Source organism: Psychrosphaera sp. HA2-10 (assembly GCF_055693745.1).
Genome location: NZ_CM146341.1, coordinates 555,190 through 575,859, shown reverse-complemented (window position 1 = coordinate 575,859; position 20,670 = coordinate 555,190). Strand labels below are relative to the sequence as shown.

Here is a 20,670-nt window from a genome sequence, read left to right as displayed (position 1 = left end):
TTATCGATTAAAAATCGGTAAATGAGAGATGATTAATACTTAAAATTTAAGAAGCCTTATGTATAAATATATAAAAAATACAGGCACTTGCCTGTCATTCTGCCTGCTTGTAAGTATTTCATATGCCGCTTACAGCAAGCAAAAAAGTGAGTCGTGGTTAGACACACAAATAAATAAAGATCCCGAAATAATTGAAGCAAGAGAGTTGTTAATCGCAAGCAATCATCATGCAAAAAGCTTAACTCAGGCAATATATAACCCTGAGCTTGACGCAAGTTTTGAGAAAGAAGGTGATTTTAATAACTATTCAATCGGTTTGAGTCAGACCATTGATTTTTGGGATAAACGCTCTGCCAATACGTCAATTGGCGAGATAACTCTTTATGCCAGCCAGCAGCACTTATTGAATTTAATCGGTTCAAAAAAGGCCGATGCGTTAATTGCTTTGACAAATTGGCAATCAGCGAAAGATACTGCACAGCTATCTACGGAGAGAGAAAGTCAACTGCAAACCTTACTTAGTATTGTGGAAGACAAACAAAAGGCGGGAATACTTGAGCCTCTAGATGCTGAGCTGGTTTACTTAAACTTGTCTCAAGTTTTTAGTGAAATAGCTGAAGATCAAATCGAGCTAAAAAATGCTGAGGTTAAAGTTAAAGAGCTGCTGCCTGATTGGACACCAGAGTTAGCCAGTAAAATCTCTATTGATTTCGATGTTGAAAACTATTCATACAAAGCTGAATGGATTGAACAACACCCCCAAGTACAATTCGCTAAAGCAAAATGGAAAGAGCAACAAGCTAAAGCACAACTAACAACCATTGAGAATAAAGCTAATCCCACCATAGGGATTAGCGCAGGAAAAAATAGTGACGATAATATCGTTGGCTTAACATTCTCTATGCCTTTGAATATCAGAAATAACTATTCCGATGCTACTAAAGCGGCATATTCAGAAGCCGTTGCTGCGGAAGCTTATTTCCAATCCATTTATCGAAAATGCTCTTTTGAAGCTCAGGCCAACTATGAATCCCTCATGATCAGTAAAAAATACTATCAGCGATGGCAAAACCTTATGCAAAACCGAATTGATAATAGCGCGAGGTTGCTAAACGCTCGTTGGGAGGCTGGAGACATCAATACTTCAGACTATCTAATAGCGTTGAGCCAAAGAGCTGATGGATTGCACTCAGGCATTCAACTAGAAAAACAATTTAGACTCTCTGAAATAGCCTTCATTTGGAGCATGGGTCAATTATCTAAGTTTAAGATTTAATTAGTTAAAACGGCAATTAGAAATCTTAAACGTTAAAAGAATATAGGTAAAAAAATGAATACATTATTTAGCAAAAAATTATTAGCAATAGTAATTAGTGGACTTTTTTTAGGTGGGACATTAAGCGGTGAAGTGTATGCTCTACAAGTAAATACAATTGAACCTGTAACAGCAAATCCCAAAAAACATAAACACGAACACTCGGAAAGTGAAGAAAATCATGTAGAAGAAGGCCATCAGGAAAATGAAGGCAACCATTCTGAAAAAGACACAGAACATGACGAACATGGTCACGACCAAGAGAGCAAAAATAAAGAAACTGAAGAGGAACATGAAGAAGGTATTACTCTAAGCCCTCAAAAAATGTCACTAGCCAATATTAAAGTTCAAAGCATAAGACCTGATTATCAATTCAGTACAATCTATGCGCCCGGAGAGGTCAAAGTAGATGGTTATAGCAGCTATGTCGTTTCTCCCCGTACCGAGTCAGTGATAATAAGCAGACATACTGCACTCGGTGAACACGTAGAAAAAGGACAAAAGCTGGTCACCCTATTTAGTGAAGCAATGGCTCAAGCTCAAGCTGACTACTTGATTGCGTCAACTGAATGGCAGCGAGTAAAGAAATTAGGCAACAAAACAGTAAGTGAAAGTCGTTTACTTCAGGCTCAAACCACATTTAACGCCACATACGGAAAACTTATCGCACTAGGGTTAACTGAAAAAGCTATAAAAGACATATCAAATAAAGACATAACTTCGTTTGGCCAATATTCGCTAGTAGCTCAGCGAGAAGGAGTAGTTTTACAAGATGACTTCACCCAAGGCCAACGAGTCGATGCGGGTGATACTATCATGCTTTTGGCAGATGAAAATAAGCTGTGGGTGGAAGCTAAAGTATCACCCAACAAAAAGCTCAATCTATCAATCAACTCTCCGGCAATAGTTAAATTAGAAGGAGAGGATTATAAGGCAAAAGTTATTCAGGAAGCCCACACGATTGATCCCATCACTAGAACTCGAATCATTCGCCTAAGTGTTAATAATGCAGATGACAATCTCCATTCAGGCATGTTTGTTAAAGTATATTTCCAATTTGCCACTGAACAAAAAGTTATGGCCGTTCCAGAAGAAGCGCTAATTAGAAGTGCGGACGGAGATTGGACCGTATTTGTTGAGGATCATCCCGGTGAATTCAAAGCGACAGAGGTTGAGTTAGGTCGTTCTCTAGGTAATTTCAGAGAAATATTTGGTTTAGAAAGTGGTACTCGTGTGGTCACTCAAGGAGCGTTTTTTGTTGCTTCTGAAATAGCTAAAGGCGGATTTGATCCGCATAACCATTAAGGAGAGCCGCTATGTTTAATAAAATTATAGATTGGTCTGTAAACAACCGACTCCTTATTTTGATTGCCTTATTTGCCACTATTGTTGGCGCAATAATGGTGATCCCAAAACTGAACTTGGATGCTTTCCCTGATGTGACTAATGTTCAAGTCGCGGTTAATACAGAAGCGCCGGGGCTTGCCGCAGAAGAAGTAGAACAACTCATCACTTATCCGATTGAAGCGGTCATGTATGCGTTACCTGATGTTGAACAAGTACGTTCAATTTCCAAAACGGGGCTGTCTGGCGTTACTGTCGTTTTTAAAGAAGGGACTGATATCTATTTTGCACGGCAGCTCGTCTTTGAACGGCTTCAAGCTGCAAAAGAGTTGATACCTGACGGTGTAGGTACGCCTGAAATGGGACCAAATACGTCTGGGTTAGGTCAAGTATTTCAATACTTGCTCGTGTCAGATAAAGACGCAGGATATGACTCAATGGCGCTCAGAAGCCTCAATGATTGGATAATCAAATTGCTAATTATGCCAGTTGATGGTGTCACAGATGTCTTATCTTTCGGAGGTAATGTTAGGCAATATCAAGTGAACATAGCTCCCTCTAAGCTCCTTGCATATGGATTGTCGCAAGAAGATATCGTTAATGCACTTGATAGTAACAATGCCAACGTTGGCGGTTGGTATATGAACCGAGGACAAGAGCAGCTTGTTATTCGAGGAACGGGTTGGTTCGAAAGTGGTGAAGCAGGCATTAGCAACATTAAGCAAGTACCTGTAAAAACCGTAGATGGTACTGTTGTGACGGTTTCTGATGTCGCCAAAGTTGAACTAGGTAGTGAAATTCGACAAGGTGCGGTCACTATGACCCGTAAAACGTCCGAAGGAAAAGTTGAAAACCTAGGTGAAGTTGTATCAGGCATTGTACTCAAGCGTATGGGTTCCAATACAAAAGCAACCATTGATGGTATTAATGCACGAATTCCACTAATCAATCAGGCATTACCTAAAGGTGTTCGATTCGAACCCTTCTATGATCAAGCTGATTTAATCGAACAAGCTGTCAGTACTGTAGTCAATGCACTAGCACTTGCCTTTATCTTTATTTGTATCGTGCTTGCCCTGTTCTTAATGAATTTAAGAGCAACGTTTCTTGTTCTTATTTCCATTCCAATATCGGTAGGTATTGCATTAATGATCATGGCTTGGTGGGGAATTTCTGCCAATCTTATGTCACTAGGTGGCATTGCCGTAGCTATTGGTATGCTTGTGGACGGCTCAGTGGTCATGGTTGAAAATATGTTTAAACATTTAAACCACCCTGATTCAACACACCAACAAAGTGTAGAAGCACGTGTTCCTAGTGATGATACTGATCCCTTTGCAATAGAAAAAGATGATCATGGTATCGAGTTGCGGCTAAAACAAGCAGGCAAAGAAGTGGCTCGCCCAGTATTTTTTGCTGCTTCTGTCATTTTAGTCGTGTTCTTGCCTTTGTTTAGCTTTGAAGGCGTCGAAGCAAAATTATTCCAGCCAATGGCAATTAGTATTATTTTAGCCATCATTTCAGCTATTGTTGTTGCCTTGTTTATCGTACCAGCACTCGCCACTTTCATGTTCAAAAAAGGCATAAAAGAAAGAGAAAGCTTTGTCGTTAAACCTTTAGATAAGCTATATAAAAAGGGGCTTAAGTTTGCACTTAAACGTACCAAGTTAATTGTTGTTACCTCGCTAATTATGGTTGTTTCGGCTTTTTCAATTATACCTTACATAGGTACTGAATTCGTTCCAGAGCTAGAAGAAGGAACAATTAACTTAAGAGCAACTCTTGCTCCTTCTTCTAGTTTAGATACTGCATTGATGGTTTCACCTATATTAGAAGAAAAGTTGATGGCATTTCCTGAAGTTACTTATGCGCTAAGCCGTATCGGGCGACCTGATATTGGCGGCGATCCTGAACCAGTTAATAACATCGAGATTTATATCGGACTTAAACCTGTATCCGAGTGGACCAGTGCTTCAAACCGTTATGAACTGCAAAACAAAATGGAACAATCGCTTGAAGAGTTTCCGGGACTTTTACTGAACTTTTCTCAACCAATTGCCACCCGTGTAGATGAGTTACTATCTGGTGTAAAAGCACAACTAGCGATAAAGCTGTTTGGGCCAGACCTCAATCAATTGGCAGTTAAAGGGCAAGAAATAGAATCGGCAATTAAAGAAGTTGAAGGCGCTAGAGATGTTGCGCTTGAACAAATAGCTGGTGAAGCTCAATTAGTTGTAAAGCCAACAAGACAAGAGCTTTCACGTTTTGGCCTATCGGTCGGTGATATAATGGAAGTGATACGAGATGGTATAGGTGGAGTTGAAGCAGGACAAATCATCAACGGGAATGAGCGTTATGATATATATGTGCGTTTAGAAAAAGAATATCGTAGTAATAAAGAAGCTATTTCTGATATTCGCATTCAGTCTCCAACAGGGGCTTGGGTTCGTCTTGGTGATGTTGCAACAATCTCTTTTGAGTCAGGCCCTCCGCAAGTGAGAAGAGATGATGTGCAACGACGTGTTGTTATCCAAGCCAACGTACAGAATCGAGATATGGGCAGTGTTGTTGCCGATATCAGACAAGTAATCGCCGAGAAAGTCGATTTACCTGCTGGCTACTCTGTTGCCATTGGTGGTCAATTTGAAAGTCAACAACGAGCACAACAACGGTTAGCTATAGTGGTTCCTTTATCTTTGGCGCTAATTGCTCTTTTGCTTTACTTCGCATTTGGCTCAGTTGGTCAAGCCATGTTGATTTTAGTTAATGTCCCATTAGCTGTTATCGGCGGTGTTTTCTCCTTATATTTCTCTGGGCAATACTTGTCCGTACCAAGCTCCGTTGGCTTCATTACACTATTTGGTGTTGCAGTGTTAAATGGTGTGGTTATGGTTGAAAGTATAAACCAGCGAATTAGAGATGGCTTAGAAGTCACTGATGCTGTTTTTGAAGGAGCAACTTCTCGTTTGAGACCTGTTCTTATGACAGCAATAACATCTGCATTAGGTTTAATACCGATGTTAATGTCAAATGGTGTAGGAGCTGAAATACAACGACCACTGGCAAGTGTTATAGTTGGTGGTTTGATAACAGCAACATTACTCACATTGTTTGTTTTGCCTGTTTTATATCGCTGGTTCTCCAAAAAGAAAATTGAGGAGTTATCCCGCTAATTCAATTTTCATCAATTGTGAAGCTTCCGAATCAAGGAATATGAATTGGAAGCTTCGCTTTATTGCTATCACTAAAAAGCTAGCTATTACGTAAAATTACTAATCTGATCGAATATTGAATTTGTTGAAGTCATTCTAGACTCCTTATTTTCGTTATTTAATGACTTTTATGTTGAGACTTAAGTTGCTCTCTCATTTCTAAAACTCGATCTGCCGAATAAGCTCCTGCTCTCATAACAACCAATTCAACAAACGAAATATCAATTAACTTGTGGTCAACATCAATCACATAGTAACTCCCATTATGTGTGGTTATTTCTAGTTTATCCTCGACAGCAGTTTTGCTAATAATCTTTGAAGTTACTATTTGCTCAAATGGCCGAAATCTGAATGTTTCATCGTCAATAACCACCCCTGATAAAAACTCGCCAATAAATGATTTTTCAAATTCTTTATAGTCATAGACTGAGACTATGTAGGCATCCTTTAAAAATGTTTTATCCATGTGTTACTCCCTACTAATAGCTAGCAGGGAGCATATCTCGCAACTCTAATAACTCATTTGGAGAATACATACACTCATGCATTAAATTGAACTCAAATACATTTACATCAAACTCTTTTGGTTCAGCATCTAAGGTATAAAAGTCAGCACCAAAAGTTCGGAACTCAAGGCCATTGATTTCGATAACTTTTGTTGTGAACAAAACTTCTCCCTTTTTACCGCAATCACTATCTTCAGCAAATGTGGCGTAAAGCACCTGTTCAACTTTTTCCTCTGTATCAGATTGAATTGAGATAAGTGTGGCGTTAGTCAGTTTGATTTTTGGTCTCATGCTTGTGCTTCCTTGTTATCCTCAATGCTAAACGGGCGAAAAAAACTTAGATATTTAACCCCATCGACTTCTAGTAAATTCTTGTCAGCATCAAAATGTGACAGAACACTAGATTGATACAACGAAATGTATTTTTCATAATCTATGGTGTTAAAAAAATTGGTATCAACGCGACGGGCATAGAAAATTAAGCTCTGCTGGTCTATACGAATAGTAAACTTTTGATCTCCATCTACGTTTTTGACCTGTAGACATAAATCGGGTTTGTGCCAATCAGATACATAGGAAGGAACCAGTGGGAAGCCATAAACCAAATAACGCATGCCCTCGATTTTGAAGGTTGTTGGACTGAACTGAGTCTTGCTTACTTTGCCGCTGTTGAATAGTTCGAGTGTCAACATCAGCCAATGTTCATGTTTCGAAAAGCTATTTCCGTCAGATATACAGCCTTCGAATTCACCATCATGGTTTACATGATTGATGTACATGTATTTTTTAATGTTATCCAAGGAAAGCTTTTCAAACGGAAACTTTGAAGCGATGAGCCTGAAATAACAACCATGAACTTTTAAATCTGCATATTGAACTATCAACGGATCATCAAAGGCATCAAAGTATGGTCGCCACTCTAAGCGGAAGTCAGCTCCTGTATTTACAATAAACTTGGCATCTTCAGGTAACCCTAAAGCTTGGTAGATCACTGAAACTAACTCTAATGTTTCGATATCTACCAGCATCAGGCTTTCAATGCGGTTTGCCATTGACTCAATTTCTTTATGAAGCGACTCAATGATTTCTTGATCATCATATTCATTGATCATCAAGTATTTCAGGGAATCGTGCTTTAGAATTGAATCCAGATTTTCCTGTTCAAACACCTCAGTGAGACAATTATGGGTATCAGAAAAATGAGGGCTGTTATAAACACCTCTAGCCCACAGACCTTGTGCGTAAAGATCAGGAAACTCTAATAACTCAGCAAACTCTTTAGCTTGTTTGTTAAGCTTATTCTTTAATTGGTATAGCGAGATCATATAGTTCTCCAAACAGTGCTTGCAAACAAACAATGGCCTACTAACACACTGTTTATCTGACTATTTGAATCACCAAATTTTTCGGATGCTCCGCTTCACTGCTCATATTTTTAACGAAAAAAATATGCGTAGGCGTAGGCTGTCCGGTCAGCCTTCATCTTATAATATCGCCAAAAAACAAAATGACAACTTACGTATTTGTACAAATTTATGTAGATATTTTGAGTTTAAACTCTGAAAAGCTAAGCCCAAAAAGGGATATGACCAATTCTTCATTTATATTGGAGCCGGGAAATTTTTTTTCAAAATTTCCGATGATGCTATCTAGGTGGCTAGCCAATATTTTTACTAAAAATATTTCCGAGTTTGGTGAGAGAGCGGAAAGTACTATCAATGGATTGTCAAAAGATTCAGCTTTTATTTTTACTAGTAAATCACTGTAACTGTCACAGCCGTATAGACAAATAGATACTCCTTCTTGGGCCTGCCCAAGGGGAATTGATAACTTTTTTGACAACCTCTTTGCCTGACGCTTTATATTACTTATAAGCGCTTCTGATTCAAAAGACATACGCACACCAAAACATAACAACTAAGGTCCACAGCACCCAAGTCATTACATCTTCAATGTATGATTAATCTTTTAAACCCAGAGTAAATCCATTTCGTCCGCATGTGTGGAAACTGGCTTCTCTGAAAAGCCACTGCAAAAAGCAGTGGCTATTGTCGCAATATTATAAGGAAATGTGAATGGTAGTTTGATGCCTACATATTCTTTTCAGTGAATTCAGCCAAGCTACTACGCTCTACTTCATCAAAAATCAGCACTGATCCTTTTTCATAATGACGATACACATTAACAGCCGCACTTGCACCAGACGAAGCAGGTGTTACAAACTTATCGTCAATCTGGGCTAGGTTACCCAATACAATAGTCCGACAATTTTTACCTCCACGACTTAACATACCCTTGATTTGCGCTCTAGTCATGTTTTGAGCTTCATCAATGATTAACACAGCATCGTCTATTGAACGGCCCCGAAAGTAAGCCATGCTAGTAAATTCTATATTGGCTTTTTCAATCACATGCTCAACTGTTGCATGAATATTTCCTTCATGATTATCATCAGAGTGCATCGAGATAAGTGCATCCGTAATACCTGCAAGCAAAGGCATCGATTTTTCAGTTAAATCACCCGGAAGGAATCCGGGATCGTCATCCATAAAGTCTCTTGACCGCACCACAACAATTTTTTTGTACTTTTTCAACTCCAATACTTGATGCAGCGCCGAAGCAACTGCCAAAAAAGTTTTTCCGGAGCCAGCAGGGCCAAGGATGATATTTAAGTCATAGTAAGGGTCTGTTAATTGGCTTAAAGCTACCGCCTGACGCTGATTTTTTGGCAATATGCCCCATACCTTTTCTTGCTTACGAGGCAATAACTTCGTATAAACTTCAGTATCGGTTACTTCTGAAATCCGGCCAATGTGTCCGGCTTCATCATACCAATACATATTCGGCTGAACTTCATCGTTAAACAAGCTTATTGGGAATGTATAAACCTCTCCTGAGACTTTGAAATCTTTATCTGATTCAATTCGATCAAAAAGATCTCCTTCAAAAGCCTGTACTCCTGTATATAACAAATCTATATCTGCGATTTGATTATCAACAGATACATCTTCAGCCATAACACCAACAGTTCGAGCTTTTAGTCGCATATTAATGTCGCGGCTAACAATAGTAACGTCTTTATCTAACTCTTTCTGAAGATGTAGTGCATAGTTAATTATGCTGTTGTCAGCATCGCTACCAATTGTGTGCTTTAACTCTTTTGCCATGTCCAATTGAGTATCAATACCAATGAACAACTTTCCTCTTTTAGCTGTTTCAGTAGAAGGCAGTGGAATACCAGCTTCCATCTCTTCTGCACTATGCCCATTTATTATGTCTTCAAGCATTCGAATACATACACGAGCATCAGCACTTACCGATTTATTAGTTCTTTCTTTTAAGTTATCTAATTCTTCTAGGACTGTTAGACAGATGTATACATCCTCACTGTAAGCGAGCAATGACTTTGGATCATGAACTAATGCCGATGTATCGAGAACACGAGGGTTTTGGTTTTCAATAGAACTATTCATTACGCTGCCCTCCAAAAGTTAGAATCGTTGCTAGAATTTGTATTGTACTCTTCTCCTAAATTACAAGTATTCAGTAAAGGTTGGCTGATGTGGGAATGCTTAGAGTCGTTACGAGAACCCATGTTTTGGGAAATTCTTTTTACTTTTGCTACAGGCCAATAAAAATAAGGCAGTAAAAACTTTAAATTATTTGTAATTCGGGGTTGTAAAATAACAATCGCATTTTGAATACTACGACCCCGCATAAAATTCACCGATTTAAACTGAATGTTTGCCTTTTCCATGATGTAATTAACGCTTGAACTTGGATTCTCATCTTGTTTATGAAGCACTTCAAGTGAGTCAGTAATCGCGGCTAACCAGGGAGCCATTTTCTCCTCTTCCGTGCCTGGCAAAAAGCCAATCGACTCTGCTATTTCTGGCGTGTTTCTAGTCACCAAGACTTTATCGTAGATGCCCTGCTCAATGACCATCTCTAAGGCCGAAGCTAACGCTAGTAGTGTTTTACCACAACCCGCTGGGCCAGTAAGAATAACCAATTCGATATTCGGATCCAGTAACGCATTTAATGCCATCGCCTGATAGATGTTTTTTGGCGATATGCCCCAGGCTTTTCTGGACATAAGACGTTGGCGCCCCAAATCAACAAGCTCCACCTCCTCATCGGAAATTGCCGATACGCGTGCCGCGAAATCTGTACTGTCGTCTAAAACATATTCATTTATAAATACACTTTGTAGAGCACTTCGTGGAATTTTGTGCACCGCATCTCGGCCGTCTTTTGTCGTTTCAACGCTTTTAATTTTGGCCCAAAAGTCGCCTTCTACTTGCTCAAAACCTTTGGTTAAAAATTCAATATCATCGATTAACTGATCAGTGGTGTAATCCTCTACATGCTTTAAGCCTGCTCCTTTGGCCTTTAATCGCATGTTAATGTCTTTGGTAACTAACACCACGGTAACTTTTGGACGTTCTTTTTGTAGATGCAGTGCTGCGTTAATTATACGATTATCATTTTCGCCACCGGGCAGTCCAGATACTTCACTCGTTATATGATGGTCATTCATGATGATTAAATGCCCAGTAACTTTACTGTCTTTTAGCTCCCCGCGATTAAGAGGCACGCCTTCTATCATTGCTTCAGGCTCTACATCATGAAGCGTATTTTCTAACGATCTAATCGCCACTCTAGCGTCACGAGAAACGTCTTTGTGTCTGTCTTTAATATGATCAAGCTCTTCAAGAACGGTCATGGGGATGAGGACATCATGCTCTTGAAAATTGAAATAGGCGTGTGGGTCATGCAACAAGATATTTGTATCGAGTACAAACAGTTTAGGTTTAGTGTCATTCTTTTTAAGATTTGTACCACTCATAGTGTCCACCTTCTTTTTATTCTTCCCTATCTATCACTGTAGCTAATAAATTTCAGATTTGATGACAATTTGATGAAATTATTTAGTTACTAGAAACAGTGTGCTACTTCCAAAAAGTACAATTTTCAGTCTGATCACTCAACAAATAATCAAAGGTGGCCTATGTTTAATACCGCAATAAGGATTTTTAACATTTAACAACGATTTTTGACGCAGAAGGGAGTAGACTACGCGCCTTTTTTTCGGCTTTCTTTACATGGGAGAATATATGAGTTTTTCGATAGGCCAGCGTTGGGTTAGCCAAGCTGAGTTTGATTTAGGTTTAGGTACCGTAATAAAAGTAGACAACCGATTTGTCCAGGTCCTATTTCCGGGTGCCGAAGAAACTCGTCAATACGCAATTGAACAAGCGCCACTTATGCGCGTTGAGTATTCAATTGGCGATACGATTACCAGTATGGAAGGTTTTGAGTTTACGGTTTCTGAAGTTGAAACCGTTGGTGATATTTTGATATACCACGGACAACGCGAAGATAACGACGAAGTAGTGAGCGTTAAAGAAATAATGCTCGATCACCATGTACGTCTAAATAATCCAGAAGCTCGATTATTCACCGGCGCTTATGACAGAAAACATTGGTTTAGCCTAAGACTAGAGGCGCACCAGAAAAAAGCAGAGTTAGAAACCTTTTCTCTTCACGGCTTATTAGGTGCTCGCGTAAGTCTAATTCCTCATCAACTTTACATCGCAGATACCGTAGGAAAGCGTTTTGCACCTCGTGTTTTATTATCTGATGAAGTTGGCTTAGGTAAGACTATAGAAGCAGGACTGATTATTCATCAGCAACTTATTTCTGGACGAGCGTCTAGGGTATTAGTTGTCTTGCCGGAAAGCTTGCAACATCAGTGGTTAGTAGAGATGTTACGCCGCTTTAATTTAAAGTTCGCAATCTTTGACGATCAGCGGTGTGACGCAGAGTCAGAATCTGATCCAAGCAAAAACGTGTTTGAAAATGAACAACTTATTTTTGTTAGCCATGAGTGGTTAAGTCACCCTGGAAAGTGGCAATCGACTTTAGCAAATACCGACTGGGATTTAGTTGTTGTTGACGAAGCTCATCATATATCTCCACCTGAGAATAACCAAAATGATGAGTCGGCAAACACTTTATATGCTCACATTCAAGATATCGGTAAAGCCACAAAAGGTTTAATTTTACTTACCGCAACTCCAGATCAATTAGGCCATTACGGCCACTTTACACGTCTACAGTTATTAGACCCAAATCGCTTTCACGATTATGCGTCCTATCAAAAAGAGGAACTTGAGTATAAGGCCGTAGCGGATATTGCAAACAAACTATTAAGTCTAGATGATCTTGATCCTAGTGAGGTTAACGCCTTATCTTTATTGTTAGATGATGAAAGTAGTTTGGCTCAAATCAATGAATACCAATCCAGTAGTGATAAGTCGTCTACATCGCAACGACTCATTGCCGATTTGTTAGACCGTCACGGAACTGGCCGAATAATGTTTCGTAATAGCCGACAAGGCATAAAGGGATTCCCGGAACGAAAAGTATTTGAGTACCCATTAGCCAGACCAGAAGAGTTTGCACCAGGAATTGAATTACTTGGGATGCACCCAGAGCTAAGGCATAAACCTCAATCCGATAGCCTGACTACGTGGTCACAAATTGATCCTCGGGTAAAATGGCTCTGTGAGTTTTTATTAGAAAATAAAGATGAAAAAGTGTTAGTCATTTGCGCCCATGCAAATACTGCGATGCAACTTGACGATGCACTATTTGAACGAGAGGGTCTTCGTTCAACTGTATTCCATGAAGGAATGACCATTGTTGAGCGCGACAAAGCAGCCGCTTACTTTGCTGATGAAGAAAAGAGTGCACAAGCACTAATATGTTCAGAAATAGGCTCTGAAGGCAGAAACTTTCAATTTGCACATCACCTTGTTTTGTTTGACTTACCAGCCAACCCAGATTTACTTGAACAGCGTATTGGTCGCCTGGATCGTATCGGGCAAACTCAAACCGTTAAGATACATGTTCCTTATATTGAGGGCAGTGCTGCTCAAAACTTGTTTAAGTTTTATCATCAGGCCTTTAATGCGTTTGAACAGACTAGCACTACTGCACGAGTGGTCTTTGAGCAAAACCTGAATGCCATTCAACAGCAGGTTTTAAATTCACAAGATATCGAAAGTTTGAACACGTTAATCGAGCAATGTGATATCGCCAATCAAGCCTTAAAGTTAGAGGTTGAACAAGGTCGTGACCGCCTATTAGAAATAAACTCAAGTGGCGGCGAACAAGCCAAACAAATTTGTGAAACCATAGAAGAAATTGATGACAGCACCGAACTTATGTCGTTTATGACACAAATTTGGGATCATTTTGGTGTTAACACCGAAGAGAAGTCTGACTATAGCTTTATTTTGAAAGCAGGTGAGCACATGATGACCGATCATTTCCCAGCGCTGCAGAATGATGGAATGACCGTCTGCTTCGAACGAGACATTGCTTTATCTCAGGAAGACCAACATTTTTTAAGTTGGGAACACCCAATGACGACAGGCGTGCTCGACATGCTAACGAGCTCCGACTTAGGTAATACGTCTGTTTGTTTATTAAAAAACAAAAAACTACCTGCCGGCACTTATTTTGTTGAAATAAACTTTTTAATAACTACTAATGCACCAAGAAACTTGCAGTTGCATCGTTATCTTCCAAATACGCCTATCCGTATGATGCTGGATAAAAATGGTAATGACCTAGCACCTAAAGTTAAGCAAGGCTCTTTAGATGAAAGTCTTAAAAATGTTAAAAAGACAATGGCGACACAATTAATTGGTGCGTTAAAGCCTGAGGTTATAAAACTACTTGAGATTGCGAATCAGAAAGTTCAGCCATATGTTGATGAGATTACCTCAGCCGCAAAGCAGAACCTTATTGATAATCGTGAACAAGAACTTAACCGAATGAAAGCATTACAGGCAATAAACCCTAGCATACGCGATGAGGAAATTGAGTTTTTACAACATCAATTAGATCACTGTGTTGCAGAAATCGACGCCGCCCAAGTTCAACTTGATGCAATTCGTTTAATTGTTGCCGATAACAGTTAATAGAGCGTGCAATTAGTTTTAAACGATACTTAAAAGCATTAATTCGTTTAGTTATTTAACGAAATTCCGACTTAAAGTACGTTTGATTATTATCGGACGCCACAAAATGGGGTAAACTTATGCTTACCCCATTTTTATATTTGAACGCTGTGGCTATATTAAATTATCAACCTCCGACATCACCCTATTTAGATATTCTTTATCAAGACGAAGACATAGTTGTATTAAACAAGCCTAGTGGGCTACTGAGTGTGCCTGGTCGTAAAATCGAGCACTTTGATTCACTAATGAGCCGAGTCCAAACTGTATGGCCTAACTCCTGTGTTGTTCACAGACTTGATATGATGACATCGGGTGTGATGGTCATGTCGATGCACCTTGAGGCTACACGTCACCTCAATAAACAGTTTGCTGAGCGTACTACAGGAAAATACTATATTGCGGTTGTCGCTGGACATATGCCAGAAGACAATGGACACATTGACTACCCATTAATAGTTGACTGGCCTAACAGACCAAAGCAAAAGGTTTGTTATGAAACAGGCAAGGCTAGTATGACTTATTATGAGGTGTTAGAACGCAGCGAGATCAAAGGCCAAGCGGTTACTCGCGTGAAATTAACCCCGATTACTGGACGAAGTCATCAGCTAAGGGTTCATTTACAACAACTCGGCTTTCCAATTATAGGTGACAGGCTTTACGCACCGGATAATATAGTTAAGCTCGTAGACAGATTGCATTTACATGCAGAGCAACTGGAAATCTTTCATCCGCGCAACGAAGAAATGCTAACCTTCTACAAAAAAAGTGATTTTTAGAAAAATAATACAAACTATTCGTCAAATGCGATTGATTCTCATTTAAACTTAAACTATAGTCCACCCATCTAATGATAACCATTCTCATTAACATTAAGTGGATAGTCTGAATTATGTTTAAAAAGTCTCTTATTGCTCTAACTGTTATTGCAACGACCCAACTTGCCGCTTGTTCTGGTTCAAGTGACGGAGAGGATCAAAAAGCTCCAACAAATATTAACATCTCAAATAACACAGTCGTTGAAAATGCAGCAGGCGCTGAGATAGGTACGTTAACTGCAACGGACGCTAACAGCGCTGATACTTTTACATTTGCCACTGACCACACCTCTTTTGTTATTAACGGCACAACACTTTCGTTAGCGGAAAACTTCCAATTAGATTATGAATACGCAACGTCTATTGACTTAGATGTGACCGTTACTGACTCTAGCAACCTGTCTTTTACAAAAACACTTACCATAAACGTTGAAGACGTATTAGACGTGTATGAATTTGAAAACAAGCTCAGTGCTACTAATAGTGTTTCATACTCAGGCCAAGTTGCTCGCCACGTTTTAATCGCTGAGTTAACAGCCTACATAGATTCAGGTTTACAAGCCGATATTGATTCTCAAACTATTTCATCTCGTTCACAAGCACTCGAAAAGCTAATGTCATTTTATAAAATGTCAGAAGACGAATTCGCTATCTACGGCGACCGCGCTTTAACCTTGTCAACCCTTGCTGAACGTAAGCAAAAGACGTTACTTGAAATCTCCAACTCACTGAAAGATTTATCTGGAAAAATTGCTGGAAACGACCCTACTGGACAACATAAAGATTGGGACGCAGAGTTTTTAGCATTTGGCGAGAAAGGAAGCTTGTCTCCTGAAGGATTGATACTCCACTTCTTTGATGAAATCGCTGACAATGTAGAAATTCAATTATCTGGTGCAACTCGAACTGATATCAACGGTGACATCATTTCAAAAGTGTATCTAGGTAGTAATGGTTTAGATTACAAACAACTTGTTCAAAAGACTCTATTAGGCGCAGTAGCTTACTCGCAAGGCACCGACGATTACTTAGACGCTACAATTGACGGTAAAGGACTAAATGCAAGCAATGAATTTTTAGTTAATGGTAAAAGCTATACCGACCTTGAACATCAATACGACGAAGGTTTTGGCTATTTTGGTGCGGCTCGAGATTACTTAAACTACAGCGACGAAGAAATTGCTATCAAAGGAGGCCGTGACGCTTTCCAAGGCATGTTTGACAGTAATTCAGATGGCATGATTGATCTAAATTCGGAGTATAACTTTGGCCACTCGCAAAATGCTGCAAAAAGAGATTTAGGCACAGCAACTAATACTTCACCAACTGACTTTACTGAAGCTGCGATGCAAGCCTTTTTGCAAGGACGCGCAATTATTAACGAGAATGTCGGCGCGGAATTAACCGAAGCGCAAATGCAGAACTTATTAGCACAGCGAGATATTGCTGTTGAAAACTGGGAAAAAGCAATTGCAGCTACGGCCGTTCATTACATTAATGATGTAACCGCAGACTACGCTAGTTTTGGTACAGATGAGTTCAACTATGCAGACCTGGCAAAACACTGGTCAGAGTTAAAAGGCTTTGTGATTAGCTTGCAATTTAATCCGTTAAAAAAAATAACGAACGAAAAATTTGCTGAGCTTAATACATTAATTAAAGATGCGCCTGTACTGAGCAATGAATTAGTTGATGGATATTTAACAGACTTAGCCGCTGCTCAATTAATACTGCAAGAAGCATATGAATTTGAAACGGAAAATGTTTCGAACTGGTAATAATAGGCTATTCAAATAGGCTGACATTTGTCGGCCTTTTTGCGTTTCTAACTATAATTTTTTTTGTTAAAAGAAATAATTGGACATCCAATGACTACAAAATTTAATAAAACTTTACAAATACTTACGGTATTTACTAGTTTAGCCATGCTAGGAGCTTGTAGCGATTCAACTTCAAGTGAGACTGGTAGCGAGTTTAATGGCAATCAAGGATCCTCTAACAACAATACAAATATAGACTTTAACAAACAAACATTAGTTGCGAATTTAGTTGATCACGTTTACTTACCGAGTGTTAGTGAATTCTCTGCTTTGGCTTCAGAGCAAGCATTAGCGACAACCGCCTTTTGTAATGAGTTGATTAATAGTCAAACCGTTGATGCGGAACTAGAACTCGCTGCGCAACAAAGTTGGAAGCAAGCAATGAGCGCGTGGCAATCTCTTGAAATGATGCAAATCGGTCCTTTAGCTGACAATGAAAACCAGCTACGAAATCAAATTTATTCTTGGCCCGTTGATAATCAATGTGCAGTTGACCTTGATGTTAGTTATTTTGAAGTCGGCAATATTGCTGGCACAGACTACAACATAAAAACTAGAACAAGTAATCGTCGTGGTATGGATGCGCTAGAACATTTACTGTTCACAGAAACATTAGACCATAGCTGTAAAAGTGATAGCTTAGGCCCTCAAAACTGGAATCAAAGGCCGGAGCTAGAAAGAAAAGCCGCCCGTTGTGCATTTGCCATTGAAGTCGCAAATGACATAAGCGATTCAGCACTATCGTTAGAAAACCAGTGGTTAGGGACAAATAATGATGGTTTTGGTCAAGCGTTAAAATCGATTTCGAGCAGTTCAACGAACGCCGCTTTTGAAGATATCGATGCATTAATCAACCACCTTACCGACGCGTTATTTTATTTAGACACCATAACTAAAGACGCAAAAATCGGCGCGCCAATTGGTTTAATTACCAATAGCTGTGGTACTGCAACCTGCCTAAAAGATATAGAGTCTCAGATAAGTAAGCATTCACTAGAAAACATTAAAGCTAACCTTAATGCACTACTAATCATATTCCAAGGTACTAGTCCTGAACAACAAATTGCCTTTGATGATTATCTCATTGCTGTTGGCGCGGAGAGCTTAGCGGAGCAAATGCGGGCTGATATTGAAAGTGCTATCACGAGCATTGATGAGTTTGCCGAACAAGATAGTTTTGAGAACGCGGTTCAAAACAACCCGGCTAGTATTCAAACTCTTTATCAAAATACTAAGAAGATCACCGACAATCTTAAGTCCGCGTTTATTGTCTTTTTATCGTTGCAACTGCCAAGTTCATCTGCAGGAGATGCTGATTAATGAAAAAATACTTTGTAGGCTCACCACTAGCTATCGCTGTACTGTCAGCTCTAACTGCCTATTCATCCTCTAGTTTTGCATTGGATGATGTGAATAACGAGGCCAAAGTTAGTTCTAAAAAAAGCGTTGAGCACATTCAAATAATCGGGCGAGACGATAAATTAAGAACCGAAGCTGGCTCTGCCACGTTACTCGATGAGTTAATCTTAGAAAAGTATGAATATGATGATATTCATCGAGTTTTAGCAAATGTACCAGGTGTTAATATACGTCAAGAAGATGGCTATGGACTGCGTCCTAACATTGGCTTTCGTGGCGTAACGCCTGAACGTTCTAAAAAAATAAACATTCTAGAGGATGGTGTTTTAATTGGTCCTGCGCCCTATTCTGCACCGGCCGCTTATTATTTCCCAAGTGTTTCAAGAATGACATCCGTCGAAGTTGTTAAAGGACCTGCAGCAATAAAGTTTGGTCCAAATACGGTGGCTGGCACTTTGAATATGACAACTCGCGAAGTACCTGACTCATTTACTGGTCAATTAGAAATTGCAGCTGGCTCAAACGGTTACAAAAAAACGCATGCGCATGTTGGAAATGAAATTCAATTGAGTGATGGTTATCTTGGCTTTGTTTTAGAGCTTTTGCATAGCGAAGCGGATGGTTTTAAAGACATTGACTTTGCTGACCGCAGCCTATTTGATGAAGATTCAGGATTCGACAAAAACGACGTCATGGCGAAATTGGCTTATCGAAATCAAATTTCTTTATTTAGTAATGATTTGAATCAATCATTTGAATTAAAAGTATCTAGTTCTAATGAAGAGTCTAACGAGACTTACATGGGTCTTACTGACGCCGACTTCTTATCAACACCCTATCGTCGTTATGCTGCAAGCCAAACTGGCGATATGGACTGGCAACAAAACCAAGTTCAACTTACTCATCAATTAGCTAGTGCCGACTTTAACTTAACCACTCGCCTTTATAACAATGAGTTTGAACGGGCATGGCAAAAAGTAAATGGTTTTAACCAAACAGGCAACGCTTCGATTGATAGAAGCTTACAAGAAATACTTGCGGATCCTAGCGGTGAGATTAATCAAAACTATTATCTAATATTGACCGGACAAAAAGACTCAGAAGAGGTTTACGAACAGCTTGTTGTCGGCACCAATGATCGTTCGTACTTTTCTCGTGGATTACAAAGTGACATCAATTGGTCTTTATCCTTTTTGGATTTAAAGCACCTAATTAGTGCGGGTGTTCGTTTTCATAAAGATAGAATTGACCGTGATCATTTTGAGCAAAATTATCTGATGAGCAGTGGTGTGATGACTCCTGATCAAATTGGCACTAAGTTCACAACGGTTGATTATGAGCAAACATCTGCAACCTCGGTCTATTTAGCAGATACAATCTCGTTTGGTAAGCTGGATGTTACACTCGGTGGTCGTGGCGAGCTTTTAGAAAGCCGGTACCAAAATGAAGCTATCGATAAGTCAAACGACTGGCAAGAGAAAACCACGAAAACATGGCTGTATAGTGCCTCAGCGTTTTACACACTTAATCAAGAGTTAGGTATTTTTGGTGGCGTACATGAAGGTTATGTTCCAACGAGTCCAAAACAACCAGCGCAACTAAAGCCAGAAGCTAGCGTCAACTATGAGTTAGGATTACGTTACAACGAACAAAATACGAAAGTTGAGGCCGTGTTGTTTTACAACGACTTTGATAATCTTAAAGAAAGTTGCTCGTTCTCTACTTCCGCTTCTTGCGCCAACCTTGGAAATTTAGATCAAGAATACAATGGTGGTGAAGTGGATGTTCAAGGTTTAGAGCTAAACATCCAACGACGTGAACGTCTTAATGAAGAATATGATTTACCTTGGTCGATAACTTATACCCGAACCGATTCAGAATTTAAATCTGACTTCGAATCGACGTTTGAATTGTGGGGAAATGTTACTGCCGGTGATCCCGTGCCCTATCTCCCAGACAACCAAGTTACTGTTAACTTAGGTCTAGAAAGCAATGATTGGCAAATCAATCTTCTGATCAAGTACATTGACGAAATGCCCGAAGCGGCTGGTGACGATGTTGCCTTATCTGGTTTATATACAGACAGCTACACTGTTGTAGACTTATCGGCAAACTACATGTTTAACGCTAGTCATACGCTGTATCTGAAAGTCGACAACATTACTGATGAGACTGCGTTGGTAAGCAGACGACCTTTTGGAGCAAGGCCTAGCAAACCACAACAAGTATTTGTTGGTTATAAGTATAGCTTTTAGGCCTATTA

Annotated in this window: 14 protein-coding genes; 8 read left to right on the top strand and 6 right to left on the bottom strand. The window is 39.5% G+C overall.

Features of this window, described 5'->3' with window-relative positions; genetic code table 11:
* The first annotated feature begins 58 nt into the window (after positions 1-58).
* From ACZ1GV_RS02675 to ACZ1GV_RS02665, 3 genes are read left to right on the top strand one after another with little or no spacing between them, the layout of a single operon-like run.
* Positions 59-1,276, top strand: a complete 1,218-nt coding sequence (locus tag ACZ1GV_RS02675; RefSeq protein WP_472675127.1) for a TolC family protein — start codon at positions 59-61, stop codon at positions 1,274-1,276.
* Positions 1,277-1,330: 54 nt separating this feature from the next.
* Positions 1,331-2,620 (top strand): efflux RND transporter periplasmic adaptor subunit, encoded by a 1,290-nt coding sequence (locus ACZ1GV_RS02670; protein ID WP_064435651.1) that lies wholly within the window; start codon positions 1,331-1,333, stop codon positions 2,618-2,620.
* An 11-nt stretch (positions 2,621-2,631) separates the two neighbouring features.
* On the top strand, positions 2,632-5,832 hold the full coding sequence (locus ACZ1GV_RS02665; RefSeq protein WP_472675126.1) for an efflux RND transporter permease subunit: 3,201 nt from the start codon (positions 2,632-2,634) through the stop codon (positions 5,830-5,832).
* A 157-nt stretch (positions 5,833-5,989) separates the two neighbouring features.
* Here the strand turns inward: ACZ1GV_RS02665 and ACZ1GV_RS02660 are convergent, their stop codons facing one another.
* The 6 genes from ACZ1GV_RS02660 to ACZ1GV_RS02635 all read right to left on the bottom strand — a co-directional run bounded on the left by ACZ1GV_RS02660 (position 5,990) and on the right by ACZ1GV_RS02635 (position 11,226).
* Complete coding sequence (locus tag ACZ1GV_RS02660; protein ID WP_064435649.1) at positions 5,990-6,337, bottom strand: hypothetical protein; 348 nt, start codon at positions 6,335-6,337, stop codon at positions 5,990-5,992.
* 13 nt (positions 6,338-6,350) lie between these two features.
* Positions 6,351-6,668: a hypothetical protein gene (locus tag ACZ1GV_RS02655; RefSeq protein ID WP_064435648.1), complete on the bottom strand. Its 318-nt coding sequence runs from the start codon at positions 6,666-6,668 to the stop codon at positions 6,351-6,353.
* Positions 6,665-7,702: a hypothetical protein gene (locus ACZ1GV_RS02650; RefSeq protein WP_064435647.1), complete on the bottom strand. Its 1,038-nt coding sequence runs from the start codon at positions 7,700-7,702 to the stop codon at positions 6,665-6,667. The genes ACZ1GV_RS02655 and ACZ1GV_RS02650 overlap by 4 nt, the downstream gene beginning before the upstream one ends.
* A 208-nt stretch (positions 7,703-7,910) precedes the next feature.
* Positions 7,911-8,273: a hypothetical protein gene (locus ACZ1GV_RS02645; RefSeq protein WP_064435646.1), complete on the bottom strand. Its 363-nt coding sequence runs from the start codon at positions 8,271-8,273 to the stop codon at positions 7,911-7,913.
* 194 nt (positions 8,274-8,467) lie between these two features.
* On the bottom strand, positions 8,468-9,850 hold the full coding sequence (locus ACZ1GV_RS02640) for a PhoH family protein (protein ID WP_472675125.1): 1,383 nt from the start codon (positions 9,848-9,850) through the stop codon (positions 8,468-8,470).
* A complete protein-coding gene (locus ACZ1GV_RS02635) occupies positions 9,850-11,226 on the bottom strand; it encodes a PhoH family protein (protein WP_472675124.1) in 1,377 nt (458 codons plus the stop codon). The genes ACZ1GV_RS02640 and ACZ1GV_RS02635 overlap by 1 nt, the downstream gene beginning before the upstream one ends.
* A gap of 268 nt (positions 11,227-11,494) precedes the next feature.
* Here ACZ1GV_RS02635 and rapA point away from each other — a divergent pair, with 268 nt between their 5' ends.
* The 5 genes from rapA (at position 11,495) to ACZ1GV_RS02610 (ending at position 20,662) form a co-directional block, all read left to right on the top strand.
* Entirely contained in the window at positions 11,495-14,371 is a 2,877-nt protein-coding gene (gene rapA, locus ACZ1GV_RS02630; protein WP_472675123.1) for an RNA polymerase-associated protein RapA, read from the top strand.
* Between the two features lie 119 nt (positions 14,372-14,490).
* A complete protein-coding gene (locus ACZ1GV_RS02625) occupies positions 14,491-15,189 on the top strand; it encodes a pseudouridine synthase (protein ID WP_472675122.1) in 699 nt (232 codons plus the stop codon).
* Between the two features lie 113 nt (positions 15,190-15,302).
* Positions 15,303-17,006 (top strand): DUF4856 domain-containing protein, encoded by a 1,704-nt coding sequence (locus ACZ1GV_RS02620; RefSeq protein ID WP_472675121.1) that lies wholly within the window; start codon positions 15,303-15,305, stop codon positions 17,004-17,006.
* A 90-nt stretch (positions 17,007-17,096) separates the two neighbouring features.
* Complete coding sequence (locus ACZ1GV_RS02615) at positions 17,097-18,368, top strand: imelysin family protein (RefSeq protein WP_472675120.1); 1,272 nt, start codon at positions 17,097-17,099, stop codon at positions 18,366-18,368.
* A complete protein-coding gene (locus tag ACZ1GV_RS02610; RefSeq protein WP_472675119.1) occupies positions 18,368-20,662 on the top strand; it encodes a TonB-dependent receptor family protein in 2,295 nt (764 codons plus the stop codon). Before ACZ1GV_RS02615 ends, ACZ1GV_RS02610 begins: the two co-directional genes overlap by 1 nt.
* Positions 20,663-20,670 lie beyond the last annotated feature (8 nt).